This is a genomic window from Methanohalophilus euhalobius (assembly GCF_900215215.1).
In the GTDB taxonomy this organism is placed as follows: Archaea; Halobacteriota; Methanosarcinia; order Methanosarcinales; family Methanosarcinaceae; genus Methanohalophilus; species Methanohalophilus euhalobius.
This window is the reverse complement of record NZ_OBDR01000003.1, coordinates 87295-103699: the sequence shown is the minus strand read 5'-3', so window position 1 is coordinate 103699 and position 16405 is coordinate 87295. Positions and strand designations below refer to the sequence as shown.

The window sequence follows — 16405 nt, the reverse complement described above, 5'->3', positions numbered from 1 at the left end:
AAACTCACCTCATTAAAGAACTATATTTCCAACACCTATTGTCACCAGTGCCAGTATCCAGGCCACTGCTGTTGAATATGCCGCCTGGAAAAACATCCATTTCCATGAACCCGTTTCTTTCTTGATAACTGCAACAGCTCCTATGCAGGGCACATAGAGCAGAGTGAACACCATTAGCCCCAGGGCTATTGCAGGAGTGAAACCCGGGTCTGCCACCAAGGCAGAGGACAGAGCCTCACCTTCCCCTGTACCATACAGGGTCCCCAGGGAACCCACTACAATTTCCTTGGCCACAAATCCGAAGACCAGTGCAACGGCTATTTTCCAGTCAAATCCAAGAGGGGCTACAAGGGGTTCGATCAATTTACCCAGTGAGCCTATCAGACTATCAGCACTACCATAGTCTGCCCCCTGCGGGAAGTAGGCCAACAGCCAGATGAGCACGACCCCACCGACAATTATTGTCCCGACCTTCCTGAGGTAGAGGTAGCCCTGATTCCACATGTGTTGCAGGGAATCCTTCAGTGAAGGCCTGGTATAAGGAGGGAGTTCCATGATGAAAGGAGACGGCTGGCCTTTAGCGATGAATGTCCGGAAGAGTTTGGCCGAAACAATAGCCACAAGTATCCCCAATACATACAGACCGAAAATTACCGAACCTGCCTGCCTGCTGAAAAATGTTCCCGCAAGCAGAATATACACCGGCAACCTGGCTCCACAGGACATGAAGGGCGTAACCAGCATCGTGATGAGCCTGTCCTTTTCATCCTCCAAAGTACGGGTTGCCATTATAGCAGGAACGGAGCACCCAAAGCCTGTGAGCATGGGAATGAATGACTTGCCCTGCAATCCCATTGTATACATCAGTCTGTCCATTATGAAGGCAGCTCTTGCCATATAGCCGCTGCTTTCAAGCAGGGCGATGACGAAGAACAGGATGAAAATATTGGGCACAAAGAGCAGGACAGATCCCACACCGGCAACAATACCATCACCCAGAAGGGAAGCAAGCCAAACAGTTTCAATGTTTGAGGTAACCGCTGCCGCCAGCCACCCGAAGAACATGTCGATCAGTTCCATAAAAGGAGTGGCAAAAGCAAAGGTCAGTTCGAACATACCCCACATCAGGGTGAGGAAGATAGGAATACCCAGATACTTGTTGGTGATGACTTTGTCCACCATATCCGAGGGAGATACATCTTCAGCACAGGTTGTGCAGACCTGGGGCAGCAGGGTACCTATAAACTCATACCTTTTATCTGCCATTTCAACTTCGTATTCTTCATGGTCAAGATCCGAAAGGAAATTCTGCACTTTTCCTTCAATGCTGCTTGAAGATAATTTGGAAAGGGCATTCTCATCCCCTTCAAGCAATTTCACAGCCATCCAGCGAGAGGGATAATTTTTTGATAATTCCCGATCACTGCCCAGAATTTCCTCCAGTGCACAGATATTTTCTTCCACTCTGCCACCATAGCCGATTTCATGAGGAAGGGGAGGGTTACTTTCTGTTTTGTTCACAATAGAATCCAGAAGCGCATTGATACCTCTTCCTTCGTTTGCCGCGGTTTTAATTGCAGAAACACCTAACAGGCTTTCAAGTCTGCGGATATCAATATCGTCCCCCCGTGTTTCGGCACGATCTGACATGTTCAAGGCAAGAACCAAATTGGTACCCATTTCAAGCAGCTGGGATGTCAGGTACAGGTTTCTTTCAAGATTTGTGGAGTCCAGGACCTGTACAACAACATCGGGTTTCTCTTCAAGGATGTAATCCCTGGCAACCACTTCATCGGCCGAATAGGCCGTTAAACTGTAAGTACCCGGCAGATCTACAATTTCCAGGATATGGTCTTTGTGTTTCTTTGTGCCCTCCTTCTTTTCTACAGTCACACCGGGCCAGTTACCTACCTTCTGACGTGCTCCGGTAAGAGCATTGAAGATTGTGGTTTTACCCACATTGGGATTGCCTGCCACTGCAACTTTTATCTTTTCAGCCAAACTGTGGCACCTCCCCGTAAACTGGCTCAACTATTATTTTATTGGCCATTCCCCTGCCCAGGGCATAACGTGTACCGTTTACCAATACCAGAAAAGACCCCCTGTTACACCCCAGGGGCTGAATAATGGATTCAGGGGTCAAACCCATCTCCATGAGTCTTCTTTTTAGCCCTTTTCCGGCACACACATCGCAAATCCGGCATGTCTGCCCGGTTGGATACATTGCAAGAGGGATCCTTGATGTCATTTTACTCCTCCAGTAACCTCTACGACAATCATCTGTGCCTCCTGTTTGCGCAGGGAAAGGTTGTAGCCTTTCAACTTGAAATCCACCGGGTCACCCATCGGGGCCTTCTTTGTCACGCTAAGGACAACTCCCGGTACCATCCCCATTTCAAGCAGGCGCCGCCTGGAAGGACCTTTGCCTTTTACCTGGATTACACGGGCATTTTGACCCGCATCCAATAAATCCAATGTTTTATTGCTCATTTCACAACATCCTAATGTTGGGGTATCCTAACTTATAGTCCTGCATATTTTCTATATGATTTAAAAGTTTCGTATTGCCTAAAATAGAGAGTCCAGAATTGTTATAAAATAAAAGCAACCAGTAGAAGTAGGTGAAAAACATGGATTGTCTATTTTGCAAAATAATAGCCGGAGAAGTTCCCTCCCACAAAGTGTATGAAGATGAGCATGCCTATGCGTTCCTCGACATCTATCCCACATCCAGAGGACATACAGTCGTCCTGCCAAAGGAACACATAACCAGTTTCCTGGAAATGAGTGAGGAAAAGACAGCCGAATTATTCGCTTCTGTCAACAGGATCGCTAAAAAAGTCATTGCAGTTACTGAGGCGCCGGGGGTTAATATCGGGATTAACAATGGCCTGGTTGCCGGGCAAACTGTACCCCATGTCCATGTGCATATAATTCCTCGTTATGAAAATGACGGCGGAGGATCAATGCATACCATTGTGGATTCCAATCCTGACAGGGAGGAACTCGAACAACTCGCTTCAGTCATTCACTCAAAATTCTGAATTGACTTTAGGAATTTCCAGACTGAATATTGAGCCACCTGCAGGATTATCATGCACGTTCACCGAACCCTTATGCAACAGGATGATGTGCCACACAATTGCAAGGCCTATGCCACTGCCACTGGTGCTGCCTTTATGAGCCCTGCTGAAGCGTTTGAAGATATGAACTTTATCTTCATCAGCAATACCCGGGCCGCTATCTGCTATATTTATCCTCCAGTATGCATCCACATCTTCTGCATATATCCTGACAGAACTGCCCTCCGGAGAATATTTGGCAGCGTTAGATAATATATTGACAAATGCCTGTTTCAGAATATTGTTCGCATGGACCGGATAGGCTCCCTCAAGTTCATTGATAATCTGTATATTTCTTTCATGATACAGGAATGCCGATTCATTCAGGGCCTCTTTCAGGATTAATGATAAATCCATCTCCTGAAATGTGATTGCTGTAACGGATTCCAAACGTGCAAGTTCTGATATATCTTTGATCATCTTTATTTGGGCATCGTTCCCTTTGCGGATCTTGTCTAAATATCTGGTTGTATCGGGATCAGGGTTGGTCATTGATAAGAGATCAGAATAACCCTTTACAACATTTGCCAGATTCAAAAGATCATGACGCATGACATCCAGCAGGGTTTCCTTGAAGGATATTTCATATCTCAATTGTTCGTTTGTTTGTTCCCATTCCCTCAAATGATAATAAAAACCAGAGGCAATAATGAGAAGTCCGGATGCGGTGAGAAATGCTTCAAAATAAACGCTGAGAAAATCCGGTTCATGGGTAAACTCATCCAAAAAATCAACAAACAGACCATAAACAAACAGAAACCAGCCTGCAACCAACCTTGCGTCATCCAATTTATAGATAATCAAAAGAGAAAGTAAAGCACAAAACAGGTACAATCCTTCAACAGCTACATCTCCGGTATCAAATGAGGATTTCAGAGGGAAAATAGACAACCATAGTAGCAGAGTCAAAAGAAAAAGGAAGATACATATTTTATAGAATTTGTTTTCCGTATGCATGCCAACTCAAATCCAATCAAATATAGTACACAAGTATAAGTAATATTGTGTATGAACTTCATAGAATGATTATTAAGAGACGAAAACGCAATAAATGTTACCGACAATGGATACCATGATGATAGTTCCAGTTTCTCTGCACAGGGAAGAAAAAGGAAACGTACTACCCCTGATGGCAATATTGTTTCTCCTTATCGGATTTGTACTCGGGATCAGTTTAACAACAATACTTTACGGAGAGGAAACACCGGCTACGGATATTCCTGAGAGCAATGTTTCAAACATAATAATCAACGGCAGTTCCGGTGAAATATATGAGAATCTCTATAATCTGGTCTTTGATTCGGTTGTCTCCGTAAGGGCAGAAGGAGAAATTAACGGAAACCAATTCATAAGTGGCGGATCGGGATTTCTTTATGATGCAGAAGGGTATATCGTAACGAACCAGCATGTCGTGGAAAGTGCTGATTCCGTAGAAGTATATTTCAGCAACGGAGTGGTAATGGATGCTGAAATCACGGGCACTGATGTATATTCTGATATTGCGGTATTAAAAGTCGATGAAGTCCCCTGTGATGAAACCTGCCAGCCCTATCCTCTGCCAATGGCCAACTCATCCAGGATAAATCCTGCTCAGATGGTGATGGCAATAGGTACGCCTTTCGGACTTGAGGGAAGTGTAACACATGGAATTGTCAGTGCCACGGGCAGGACAATGTCTACAACAAACGGATTTTCCATCCCAAATGTTATACAGACCGATGCACCGTTAAACCCGGGCAATTCAGGAGGGCCGCTTATTGATCTCTCAGGGAAAGTGATCGGAGTCAACCGTGCCCGTAGCGGAGATAATCTGGGTTTTGCTATACCTTCCAATAAAGCCCGGATGGTTGCCGATGCCATAATAGAAAAAGGAGAATATGATCATTCCTGGATTGGTATACAGATGCTACCTGTAAGTCCCAGGGCAGCAGATTTCATGGACCTTAATGAGGAGGCGGCCAGAGGAGTAATGGTCGTGGTTGTAGTGGAAGGCGGACCTGCCGAGGAGGCCGGGCTGAAAAGTGCAGAAGAAGTAAAGATCAATGACGAAATAATCTTCATCAACGGGGATATCATTGTAGAAGTAGACGGGGTTGAAGTCTACAACAGTGACCAGATCATAGCGCATATAAGTGAGAAACAGCCGGGTGATGAGATTGAACTTGAGTATTACAGAGATGGGGAAAAAATGACAACACAACTGGAACTTGGCTCACGCCCGGAATGAATTGTCCAAATATACTTGATGAGACGGGAGAATAAGAGAGTTTATGGACACGCATTTTCATACACGGGAAATACGTATCCACAAAAAGGAAACATGTGGCCACTCAGCCATTGATCTTTTTCATAAGCCAGGCCATATTCTGGCCAAGGTTTTGCATTGTCTGCATTCCTTCTGTATCAGACTCTACATCCCCCGGGGCAAGCCCCATTCCTATATTCCAGTAGCTTGAACCCGGTACGACCATCTGGGAGAGCAAGAAAAAGTGGTTGATGGAATCAAATGCGTGAAGGGCACCTGCTCTCCTGACAGCCACAACCGCTGCTGCGACCTTATGTTTGAAAAGTTCATCGTTTGCTTTGCCTACAAAACCCGCCCTGTCAATCAGGGCTTTTGTTTCCGTAGTCAGATCGGCAAAGTATGTAGGGCTTGCAATAATTATCCCGTCGGCCTCAATCATCTTTTCTATACATTCATTGATCAGGTCACTGGATATGACACATCGGCGGTCCTTGTTCTCAAAACACTTCATGCAGGCAGTACATCCCATGACAGGGATGCCTCCCAGCTGAATCATTTCGGTCTCAATTCCCTGCCTTTCGAGTTCTGAAAATACATTTTTGACGAGCTTTGCGGTGTTCCCGTCTTCCCTGGGACTTCCATTGAATGCTACAACCTTCATTTTAATACCTTCTTGTCTTTAGACAACATATATCCAATAATTGCATTATCCACTCCCCTATATAACAATTATACTACTTTCCGCTCAAATCATTCAGATAATTACTGGAGAAGGAACTTTACGGTTAATTTTTCCATTCCACAGAGAAACAGATTTATATATATGAAGGATTGATTATGTGTTCATGGATAATTCAGCCTGCAAACGCATGGATAAAAACCAGATTGAAAAACTCACAATTCCCCCTCCTGAAACAATTACGCGCATGTCTGCCATATTTCAGGCACTGCAATCATCAGCACGCCTGAATATCCTGTTCTTACTCAAAAAAAAGGATATGTGCGTATGTGAACTCAGTGAAGCACTTGGAGCCTCACAGTCTGCAATATCCCACAATCTGCGGATACTACGCCAGCTAGACCTTGTGAGGGTCAGGAAGGAGGGGCGGTTTGCGGTCTACTACATTGCAGATGAACATGTCAGGCTGCTGATCGAAACATGCAGACAGCATATTATTGAGGAATACCGATGAGCATTGCACAAAACGTTATGGAAATTCTGGCCGGAATAATACACGAGACCTGGTACCTTTTCGAAGAGGCTGCACCCTATCTTTTCCTGGGTTTTGGAATTGCGGGACTGCTGGAACTTGTGGTTTCCAATGAGAAGATTATCGGGCATCTCGGCAGCGGGGCCGGGAGATTCAGTTCGGTCCTCAAAGCTTCTATTGCCGGCATTCCCCTGCCCCTATGTTCCTGTGGTGTGATACCTGCGGCAATGTCCCTGAAAAAAAGAGGAGCAAACAATGGTGCCACCCTGTCCTTTTTGATATCGACGCCCCAGACCGGAGCTGACTCAATCGCAATCACCTATGCCCTGCTTGATCCCGTTATGACAGTATTCAGACCTGTTGCTACCTTCATAACCGCATTGGGAGCAGGAATTACAAGCAATATTATGGAAAAGGACGTGACAAATACACTCTCAAACCCCACTATGCTTTCAAAAAAGGAAGAGGCAACAAATCCGGGTTGTGATTGCGGCGGTGATGATTGCGGCCAAGCAGGCCTGAAAGAGCGAGCCATTGATGCCATAAAATATGCTTACGTGGAACTGCTGGGAGATATTGCAAAGTGGCTTGTTGTGGGGCTGCTGATAGCAGGAGTGATTTCCTATATTGTCCCGGCGGAAATTGTGGGAGGCTACCTTGGAGGCGGGATCGGTTCGATGATCCTGATGCTGTTTGTAGGGATTCCCCTCTACATCTGCGCCACCGCTTCCACGCCCCTGGCAGCCGCCCTTATCGCCAAAGGGATGAGCCCGGGTACCGCATTTGTGTTCCTGCTTGCAGGGCCGGCCACCAATGCTGCAACCATTACAATGGTTACGAAGTTTATGGGCAAAAAGGCTGTTACCATTTATCTTGCAATGATAGCCCTCTTTGCGCTGGTATTTGGGATGTTGCTCGACCTCATATACATTAGAATGGGAATTGAGGCAACGACCATTGCGGGAAGTGCAAGTGACCTGCTGCCTGCAGAAGTGAAAACTTTCTTTGCGTTGCTCCTGGCAATAATGATCACCTATTCCCTGATACAGAGAAGGGAAAGTGATGAATGCCAGGATTGCTCCTGAAACGGCGAAGTAATTATAAAGCACCTTAGCCCAATCTTAAAATGGGGGTTTGTATGGGTAAAGAGGATAAAGCAATCGAATCCAAATTGTCCGCCAATGGAAAAACGTTGCTGGAAAAGCGCTACCTTTTAAGGAATGCAAAGGGGAAAGTCGCAGAAAAGCCCGACGAGTTGTTCAGCAGAGTTGCAAAGGCTATTGCCAGAGTCGACAGCAGCTACGGATACAGTGTGGAAAAAACTGAAGATAATTTTTATCAGGTAATGGCAGATCTGGAGTTTCTTCCCAATTCCCCCACCCTCATGAACGCAGGCACCGAACTGGGGCAATTGAGTGCGTGTTTTGTGCTGCCTGTGGAAGATTCCCTGAAAAGTATCTTCAAGTCCCTGCAGGATATGAGCCTCATCCATCAATCCGGCGGTGGCACAGGATTTTCCTTTTCAGACCTGCGACCGGAGGGAGACCCTGTGCGCTCCACAGAAGGCGTGGCTTCCGGACCCCTTTCCTTTATGACGATCTTTGACAAGGCAACGGATGTGATCAAGCAGGGCGGCAGGCGCAGGGGAGCCAATATGGGAGTACTGAGAGTTGACCATCCGGATATTTGCAAGTTCATCGGGGCCAAGGAAAAGGAGGATATGCTGCGCAATTTCAATCTCTCGGTGGGTGTGACGGATGAATTTATGGAGGCTGTCAGCCAGGACAGGGATTATGCCCTTGTAAATCCCCGAACCGGTAAAGTTGAGAAGAGATTAAAGGCGCGGGATGTATTTGACCGGATAGTGACGTGTGCCTGCCAGACCGGAGATCCCGGCCTGCTTTTCCTGGATGAGATCAACCGCAGACATCCCCTGAGTGCAGTCGGCACAATCGAGAGTACAAATCCCTGCGGAGAGGTGCCTCTTTTGCCCTATGAATCCTGCAACCTCGGCTCGATCAACCAGGCACGGATGGTCAGGAGAGGGGCTATCGACTGGCAGAAATTGAAGGAAACGGTCCATACAGGAGTACATTTCCTGGATAATGTGATCGATGCCAACAAATATCCCCTGCCGGAAATCGAGCAGAGGACAAAACAAAACCGCAAGATCGGCCTGGGTGTTATGGGATTTGCCGCCATGCTGGCACGCCTGGGCATTCCCTATGATTGTGAGGAAGGAATCGCGACAGCGGAAGAAGTGATGAAGTTCATCCGGCAAGAAGCCGTGCAAAAATCTGTGGAACTCGGTGAGCAACGGGGCAGTTTCCCGAATTTTCACAGGAGTACTCTTGCAAGGGATTATCCTGCAATGCGCAATGCAACGGTGAATACCGTGGCCCCCACAGGCAGCCTGAGCATAATTGCAAATACCACTTCAGGAATTGAACCGATGTTTGCCCTCACCTACAGGCGCAATGTGATGGGAACCCGGCTGACAGAGATCGATCCTGTTTTTGAGGAGATGGCAAGGAAACACGGGTTCTACAGCACACAGCTGATGGAGGAAGTTGCCGAAACCGGATCCCTCCAGAACAGTCCGAATATACCGGAAAATACCAGACGGGTTTTTGCCACCGCCCTGGAGATCCAACCCCGCTGGCATGTGAGGATGCAGGCGGCTTTCCAGAAGCATGTGGATAATGCTGTTGCCAAGACCGTGAACCTGCCTCATGAGGCTACGGAGGAGGCTTTCCGGGAGATCTACATGCTGGCCTACCGGTTGAAGTGTAAGGGAATTGCTGCTTACCGTTATGGAAGCAAGGCAGAGCAGGTGCTGGAGATCGGGGGGACCGGGAAGAAAAGGGATGATAGCACTGCAACGGTAAAGGCCTGTACGAAAAACGGATGTGAGTGAGGTAAATTGTGATTGTCCGGTTTTGAGGAGTCGAATACTGCCGGATGCATAAATCACCCAGAAATATTCCAGTAATTTTTGATGCATACTTGAGAATAAAATGTACCACTGGTATGAGATCCGTTTTTTTTCAGGGCATGACATATGCCATGCATTCAGGTTGTGTCATTCTTGAAGTTAAATCGAAAGATGTGATCCTCCAGCTACAGACATAACTGAATCGATAAATTTTAATTAATCTTTTGACATGCCATTCAATTATAGATATAATGGGAGTTCCAGATCTTAAATCTGGAACAAAATATATTCACTCCCTTTGTGTTTATTTTAGCCAAAATTACATTGGGACTTTTCTTATATAAATAATACATTAGTGAAAGTTAGAAGAAAGAGTTTCTACAGAGACCGAAATCTTTCTATTCATACGTATCCTTTTCTATCATAAACAAAAAAGAGAAGTTTAATCTATCCGTAATTCCAGCGAAAAACACAAAAGAAAAAACTGGTTACCTTGATTATTTTATTGATATCATATTTAAACTCAAATCCCCTTACTGAGTAAGTAAACTGGCTGATGAAAATACGCTAGGTGTATCACCATTCTTTTGGAATACCTATTATAGTTTGTATTCGTCCTTTCAATATCTACAATCTCCAACATGATTTCCTCTAACCCTTCTTTGGGGCTAATCTCAAAATTCATAGAAAGTATAAAGGCCAAACAATCCCCGACCACTTTAGGGGATAGAAAACAGACAAGTGATTTCATATCAGTATATGATATTTTGGAACTGATTGACCTAGTAATCCAAAAAAGAAAGTTATAATCAGTGCTTAATACATATACAGGAGTAAAATCATCTAGCAATACTTTAGAATAATGGATTTTTTTGGAAGCAATCTGGGTATTAAGTATGAAGATGCAATGGCAGACGATATATTTTAGTGTATCTGATATTTTTGTTGCAAATATTTTAGGATTTGGCCTGATGTAGAGCCTAAAGAAAGATTGAATCAATTCCTTCCATATTCATCGTCAAACCTGACAATATCATCCTCTGCCACATATTCTCCCAGCTGTACCTCAATGATTTCAAGTGGGATAGTACTAGGATTGCCCAGCCTGTGCTTCTCTCCTGCACGGATAAAGGTACTCTCGCCTGGCCTGACAAAGAATTCTTCGCCGTTTACATGGACCTCTGCCATACCTGTCACAACCACCCAGTGCTCACTCCTGTGATAATGTAACTGGAGACTGAGTTTTTGCTCAGGCAAAACCCGTATCTTTTTGATTACATGAGCATCAGACCATTCAAGCACAGTATAAGACCCCCATGGCCGGTAGACAGTCTGGCCGATGCTGGCTCTGGGATCGTTTCTGGATTTCAGCTGGTTAACTACCTGCTTGACCTTATGGCTGCTGTTTCTGGGACAGATGAGAAGGGCATCAGGAGTGTCCACCACTGCCATGTCATTTGTGTCTATGAGGCTTACCATTTTGCCAGGTTTTGAGTGGATAAGGTTATTACTGGAATTCAGGTTCATCTGGTCACAGTCATTAATCACGTTACCCTCCTGGTCCTTTAGCATTTCTTCATAGATGGCAGAGAAATTACCCAGATCACTCCACTTTGCATCAAGCTGGACCACGACCACGTTGTCGGATTTTTCCATTATGCCGTAATCCACCGACTTCGAAGGAAGATTGTTGTATGTTTCCTGCATGTTTGCCGAGGAATTAAAAGCGTTATAAAACTCTGGAGCATGTTTCTTGATCTCTGTGAAAAAAGTTTCAGTATTAAGAAGGAACATCCCGCTATTCCAGAGACAACCTTCTGCAATGTAATGTTCTGCAGTCTCAACATCCGGCTTTTCCCTGAACTCAGAGACCCTGAAGCCCATATTGATCTGTTCTGCAGGTTTGATATAACCATAACCGGTGTTAGGCGATGTGGGAGTTACACCGAAGGTTACCAGATGGTTTTCTGCGAGTATTTCTGCCTCTGCAATAATCTGCATTGCAGAGGAAGCCATTACATGGTCCGATGAAAAGACCCCTACAGTGGATTTGCCATATTTTTTCTCGATCACCTTCATCCCAAAACAGATGGCTGGCAGGGTATTTTTGCCTTCAGGCTCGATCAGAAGATTTTCCTCCGGCAGATCGTATCCCAATTCCTGGATATGACCCTTGATGTAAAACTGCTGAGTTGAATTGGTGACCACGAAAATTTCAGAAATATCCGATATCTCAAGACAGCGCAATACAGTGTCCTGGAACAGGGAATGTTTTCCAAACTTCAAGAACTGTTTGGGATACTGCGAGCGGCTCAGGGGCCAGAGACGTGTGCCAGTTCCACCGGCAAGGATTATCGATTTCATATTATAATCACTGGAGATTCTACTTACTTTGATTGATTTATGGTATTTTGCATTGTGTATTTATATATTATGTTAATTCACAGCAACTCCCGCACAGCATTCCTCACACTCTCTTGAGAAGTACATCGGGCATTCCAACCAATCTCCCTCAACTTCGCCACATCCAGTCTCATTTTCGGCACATCACCTTTCCAGCCACGTGAACCACCTGTATAAGTGAATTCAACGTCCTGCAGACCCATCTCTTCAGCCACAACTTCACCTATCTCTGTAGCACTGAGGGTGTCCTCTGAACCGATGTTGAAGATATTCACTGTGTTTCTGGAATGCTCAACTGCAAAGAGAATGGCCTTGACACATTCTGGAACGTGGAGGTAGGATTTGGATTGTTTACCGTCTCCCAGAATTTCAAGGGATTTTGGATTGGCGCGAAGTTTGTTGATAAAATCAAAGATTATGCCGTGATTACTTCGGCTTCCTATGATATTGGCAAAACGGAATATCCAGCAGTTCATGTCAAAAGTATGGGAATATGAAGTAATCAGAGCCTCACAGGCCAGTTTGGAGGCACCGTAGAGGGAAATCGGGACAAGTGGGCCGTAATCTTCCGGGGTTGGTATTACTGTTGCTTCACCATAGACTGTGGAGGTTGATGTGAAGGCAAGATTTGGCACTTCGTTTTTGCGCATGGCCTCCAGCAAGTTGTAGGTAGCCCTGATGTTCTGGTCGAAATGTACCTTTGTATTTTCCACACCCAGCCGGACATCGGGGTTTGCAGCAGCATGATAGACCATATCAATGCCACAGCAGGCTTTGTTGATAGCGGGTTCATCTAGCAGGTCGGCTTCCAGAAATGTGAAATTTGGTTTGTCTAGATGGGGTTCGATATATTTCTTGTTCCCTGAACTCAGGTTATCAAAAACTGTGACTTCATAACCTTCAGACAACAGGCGATCTACCAGATGGCTGCCGATAAAACCTGCACCACCTGTTACCAGTATCTTTTGTATTGCTTTTTCTGACATGGACCGACCCTGCGGATAATGCTAATGTTTTTGCTGCAAAATGATTTGATCATTGATATTATTTTTACTATAAGAGATGATCGGAGTGGAATTGCCTGGTAGAATAATTGCAGTAATTCAATGATATATTCAAAAACTGAATAATTTCGAAGTTAGTCAAAAATACGAATTGTCAAAAGTAACTTCAACTCATCGAGCAGGAGTTCCTTTCCGTAAGGTAGGAGAGGAATGCGCCTGATATTCAGAAAAGTAATTTTTTATAATAAGTAAGTGAATATAGTAGTGTATGTTTCTTACTAAAACAGTTATCCTGAAAATGGCAAATCCTGATAATGATTTGGTGGAAACTATGCAGAAATATTCGGATGGAATGAATTATGCTTCCAAATTTGTTTTTGACAAAGGTAAACCGATTCCAGCAATGAAATTACAGAAGTTTACTTCTATCTTCGTGAAATATTAAAATTAAAATCCCAGATGAGTTGTAATATCCCACGACAAGTTGCAGGATGTTACAAAACATTACATAAACAGAAAAGGGCAAAAAGTAGAGTTTTCGCCGTCATCAATGACTTTTTCTTACAAAAGAGATTTTACTGTTAGTGAAGATACGGTCAAAATAACCACTATTAATGGAAGAAAATCTTATTCCATTTTGAATTATGATTACGCTAAACAGTATTTTGATGGTTCATGGAAATATCAGGCATCCAAAGTTGTAAAACATAAAGACGGAGATTATTATTTCCATTTATGTGTGGAGAAAGAAGTTCCTGATAAACAAATAACAGATGCTTCTACTTTCATGGGTATAGATGTTGGTATGAGAACAATGCCGATCTGATAGATGCAATGAATATTGAACACAGAACACGGGATTACAGGTATATCCTGGAATCTCAGGGGTGCTTGTCAGCCACCCGGACGAATGCTTAATTGACATTCAAGCCCCTTGCCGTAAGGGAGGGGTAGTTGACTTGAAATGGATATATCCAACAGGCAAAACAGATAGGAAAGATACAATTAGTTAAGCATATCAAATATGGCTCTGTAGAAATCCTCGAAATTCCAGGAAATATTGAAACTAACAATAATTCTGAAATTACCAGATGTCTTTAGATATATTGTTACTAAGTTTACGTGTATTATCTCTGGGTAACTGAATTCATCTTTTTGCGTTCATAAAAAAATATTTAAACCAACATATTCATTAACAATCCACATGCCCAAATTGTCCGTTGTGATGCCTTCCATGAATGAGGAAAAGACCATTGGGATCTGCATCACAAAAGCGAAGAAGGTTTTTGAAAAATGCAACCTTGAGGGGGAGATTATCGTGGTTGACAACTCTTCTGATATGACTCCTGAGATTGCTGCATCCATGGGTGCCCGGGTCATTTCAGGCAAGGAAGGCTATGGAAATGCCTATATGGCGGGCCTCTCAAGCACAACAGGTGATTATATTGCGATTGCGGATTCCGATAATACCTACGATCTGGAAGAATTAACCGGATTTATGAAGTATTTGATCAATGGAGAGGCGGATTTTGTTATTGGAAGCAGGTTGAGAGGTAATATTCAAAAGGGGGCCATGCCGTGGCTCCACCAGTATATTGGGAATCCTTTGCTGACCCGGATGTTGAATTTATTGTTTAAAACAGATATATCGGATGCACATTGCGGAATGCGGGCATTTACAAGGGAAGCCCTTGATAAGATGAAACTCAAGACCCATGGCATGGAGTTTGCCTCGGAGATGGTCATAGAGGCGTCCTATAATGACCTGAGGATCAAAGAGGTACCTATCAGCTATCATGTACGTTATGCCCCGTCCAAACTCCGGTCGCTGCAGGACGGCTGGCGGCATGTAAGATTCATGATGCTGTATCAACCTCTGAAATTTATGTTTGTGCCGGGCTTTCTTGTATTTCTGGTAGGCTTTTTACTTACTGCTCTTTCTCTCCTGCAGGGTAATGTAGTGGAAACACGACTGCATTCTTTTATTCTGGGAGGTATGTTGCTTATTGTGGGCGGACAGATACTCGCCACTGGCTCCTATATGAAGGCCTATGGTCTTATTCATGGCATATACCATAAAAAGAATGACGTATTCAGGAAGATGTTAAGTTACCACTCTCTGGAAAAGGAGCTGTTCATAGGCTCCGGTTTGCTGATACTGAGCTTTATATTGGGCCTTTGGATTGTGTATACCTGGGCAAGCACTGGCTATGGGTCCCTGTCAGAGGTCGAAATCGCTATTGTGGTAATGGTACTTGCCGCACTGGGACTGCAGATGATCTTTGGTTCCATTTTCCTGAGTGTAATGCTTCTTGGTACCGATATTGATAGGTGATTTCTTGAAGGTCGCTTTTGTCTATGATGCGATATACCCCTGGGTCAAAGGGGGTGCTGAAAAGCGCATTTATGAGATCGGAAAACGCCTTGCTGAACGTGGAGACGAAGTCCATCTTTTTGGGGTCAAATGGTGGGAAGGCGAGAATATTATTGAATACGAGGGTATGACCCTCCATGGCGTATGTGCGGCCAGGGAACTGTATATCAATGGAAAGCGGTCGATCTCTGAGGCCCTGATTTTTTCAGTGAAACTCTTCAAGCCTTTATTAAAAGAGAAATTTGATGTTATTGATGTAAGTGTCTTCCCGTATTTTTCCTGCTTCACCGTAAGGACAGTATCTGTTCTCAGAAAAACCCCGGCCTTTTTCACATGGCATGAGGTCTGGGATGACTACTGGTATGAGTATATGGGGAGGAGGGGATTTTTTGGGAAAATTATAGAGAGGATTGTTGCGAAAATATCATCAGAAAATATTGCTGTTTCAGAGTGGACAAAAAAACAACTCATCTCTATTGGAACGGACCCGGAAAAGATACAGGTTGTTCCGAACGGAATCAATCTCCAGAAAATAACAGGTATAAAACCTGCAAACAAAACTTGCGACATAATTTTTGCAGGCAGGCTCATAAAAGAGAAAAATATCGATGTTCTATTAAATGCAGTGGCCAGATTAAAAGCCAACCTCCCGCAACTTAAATGCTGCATCATCGGAGATGGGCCTGAAAAGGACAGGCTGTTAAAACTCTCCCAGGAACTTGAAATAGCCGATAATGTTGAGTTTGCCGGGTTCCTGAAATATGATGCCCTCATTGCCCGGATCAAATCTTCCAGAGTATTTGTCCTACCTTCAAGCCGTGAAGGTTTCGGAATAATCGTAATAGAAGCATTCGCATGCGGGGTTCCTGTTATCACTGTTAGTGAAAAGAGAAATGCAGCACAGGACCTGATTGATGAAGGTGTTAATGGATTTGTTGTAGAACTTGATTCTGATCAGATCGATTCTGTTTTAAAGAAGATACTATTAGATGATTCATTCCAAAAAATGTGTGTAGAAAATACAGTTCAAAAGGCCGGGAAATATGAATGGGACATTGTATACGAAAAACTTATTTTACTATATGAATGATATATAATTTTTTTGAGAAAT

At 44.1% G+C, this 16405-nt stretch carries 17 protein-coding genes; 10 read left to right on the top strand and 7 right to left on the bottom strand.

From position 1 onward, the window contains the following. Positions 1–12: 12 nt before the first annotated feature. The 3 genes from feoB to CP947_RS04345 are packed head-to-tail and all read right to left on the bottom strand — an operon-like array spanning position 13 to position 2490. Positions 13–2001 (bottom strand): ferrous iron transport protein B, encoded by a 1989-nt coding sequence (gene feoB / locus CP947_RS04355; protein ID WP_096712025.1) that lies wholly within the window; start codon positions 1999–2001, stop codon positions 13–15. Beyond that, complete coding sequence (locus CP947_RS04350) at positions 1994–2248, bottom strand: FeoA family protein (protein WP_096712024.1); 255 nt, start codon at positions 2246–2248, stop codon at positions 1994–1996. Before CP947_RS04350 ends, feoB begins: the two co-directional genes overlap by 8 nt. Next, positions 2245–2490: a FeoA family protein gene (locus tag CP947_RS04345; RefSeq protein ID WP_096712023.1), complete on the bottom strand. Its 246-nt coding sequence runs from the start codon at positions 2488–2490 to the stop codon at positions 2245–2247. The genes CP947_RS04350 and CP947_RS04345 overlap by 4 nt, the downstream gene beginning before the upstream one ends. Positions 2491–2630: 140 nt before the next feature. Between CP947_RS04345 and CP947_RS04340 the strand changes: the two genes are divergently transcribed. After that, a complete protein-coding gene (locus CP947_RS04340; RefSeq protein WP_096712022.1) occupies positions 2631–3044 on the top strand; it encodes an HIT family protein in 414 nt (137 codons plus the stop codon). Here the strand turns inward: CP947_RS04340 and CP947_RS04335 are convergent. Next, on the bottom strand, positions 3033–4031 hold the full coding sequence (locus tag CP947_RS04335; protein WP_165868980.1) for a sensor histidine kinase: 999 nt from the start codon (positions 4029–4031) through the stop codon (positions 3033–3035). The genes CP947_RS04340 and CP947_RS04335 overlap by 12 nt on opposite strands. A 163-nt stretch (positions 4032–4194) precedes the next feature. Here CP947_RS04335 and CP947_RS04330 point away from each other — a divergent pair, with 163 nt between their 5' ends. Then, the gene (locus tag CP947_RS04330; RefSeq protein WP_096712143.1) at positions 4195–5349 is read left to right on the top strand and encodes a S1C family serine protease; all 1155 of its coding nucleotides are present in this window, start codon (positions 4195–4197) and stop codon (positions 5347–5349) included. Between the two features lie 103 nt (positions 5350–5452). Here the strand turns inward: CP947_RS04330 and CP947_RS04325 are convergent, their stop codons facing one another. Then, positions 5453–6028: a flavodoxin family protein gene (locus tag CP947_RS04325; protein WP_096712020.1), complete on the bottom strand. Its 576-nt coding sequence runs from the start codon at positions 6026–6028 to the stop codon at positions 5453–5455. Between the two features lie 184 nt (positions 6029–6212). On the opposite strand from CP947_RS04325, the gene CP947_RS04320 reads away from it, so the two are divergent. The 4 genes from CP947_RS04320 (at position 6213) to CP947_RS11025 (ending at position 10322) form a co-directional block, all read left to right on the top strand. Continuing rightward, positions 6213–6560 carry an ArsR/SmtB family transcription factor gene (locus tag CP947_RS04320; protein WP_096712019.1) on the top strand — a complete coding sequence of 116 codons (348 nt, stop codon included), beginning with the start codon at positions 6213–6215 and terminating at the stop codon, positions 6558–6560. Then, positions 6557–7663 (top strand): SO_0444 family Cu/Zn efflux transporter, encoded by a 1107-nt coding sequence (locus tag CP947_RS04315; RefSeq protein WP_096712018.1) that lies wholly within the window; start codon positions 6557–6559, stop codon positions 7661–7663. Before CP947_RS04320 ends, CP947_RS04315 begins: the two co-directional genes overlap by 4 nt. A gap of 53 nt (positions 7664–7716) precedes the next feature. Further along, positions 7717–9495 carry an adenosylcobalamin-dependent ribonucleoside-diphosphate reductase gene (locus tag CP947_RS04310; RefSeq protein ID WP_243641519.1) on the top strand — a complete coding sequence of 593 codons (1779 nt, stop codon included), beginning with the start codon at positions 7717–7719 and terminating at the stop codon, positions 9493–9495. A gap of 659 nt (positions 9496–10154) precedes the next feature. Continuing rightward, positions 10155–10322: an NAD-dependent epimerase/dehydratase family protein gene (locus CP947_RS11025; RefSeq protein WP_123151386.1), complete on the top strand. Its 168-nt coding sequence runs from the start codon at positions 10155–10157 to the stop codon at positions 10320–10322. Between the two features lie 187 nt (positions 10323–10509). On the opposite strand, the gene CP947_RS04300 is transcribed toward CP947_RS11025, so the two are convergent. Together CP947_RS04300 and CP947_RS04295 are read right to left on the bottom strand one after the other, a co-directional pair. Continuing rightward, positions 10510–11877 carry a mannose-1-phosphate guanylyltransferase/mannose-6-phosphate isomerase gene (locus tag CP947_RS04300; RefSeq protein ID WP_096712015.1) on the bottom strand — a complete coding sequence of 456 codons (1368 nt, stop codon included), beginning with the start codon at positions 11875–11877 and terminating at the stop codon, positions 10510–10512. Between the two features lie 77 nt (positions 11878–11954). Further along, a complete protein-coding gene (locus CP947_RS04295; RefSeq protein ID WP_096712014.1) occupies positions 11955–12902 on the bottom strand; it encodes an NAD-dependent epimerase/dehydratase family protein in 948 nt (315 codons plus the stop codon). Between the two features lie 286 nt (positions 12903–13188). Here CP947_RS04295 and CP947_RS10725 point away from each other — a divergent pair, with 286 nt between their 5' ends. The 4 genes from CP947_RS10725 (at position 13189) to CP947_RS04280 (ending at position 16384) form a co-directional block, all read left to right on the top strand. Then, complete coding sequence (locus CP947_RS10725) at positions 13189–13365, top strand: hypothetical protein (RefSeq protein ID WP_164909004.1); 177 nt, start codon at positions 13189–13191, stop codon at positions 13363–13365. Positions 13366–13404: 39 nt separating this feature from the next. Continuing rightward, positions 13405–13746: a transposase gene (locus CP947_RS10720; protein WP_128754127.1), complete on the top strand. Its 342-nt coding sequence runs from the start codon at positions 13405–13407 to the stop codon at positions 13744–13746. Between the two features lie 378 nt (positions 13747–14124). Next, positions 14125–15255, top strand: coding sequence for a glycosyltransferase family 2 protein (locus CP947_RS04285; RefSeq protein WP_096712012.1), 1131 nt, complete (start codon positions 14125–14127; stop codon positions 15253–15255). 4 nt (positions 15256–15259) lie between these two features. Beyond that, positions 15260–16384: a glycosyltransferase family 4 protein gene (locus CP947_RS04280; protein WP_096712011.1), complete on the top strand. Its 1125-nt coding sequence runs from the start codon at positions 15260–15262 to the stop codon at positions 16382–16384. Positions 16385–16405 lie beyond the last annotated feature (21 nt).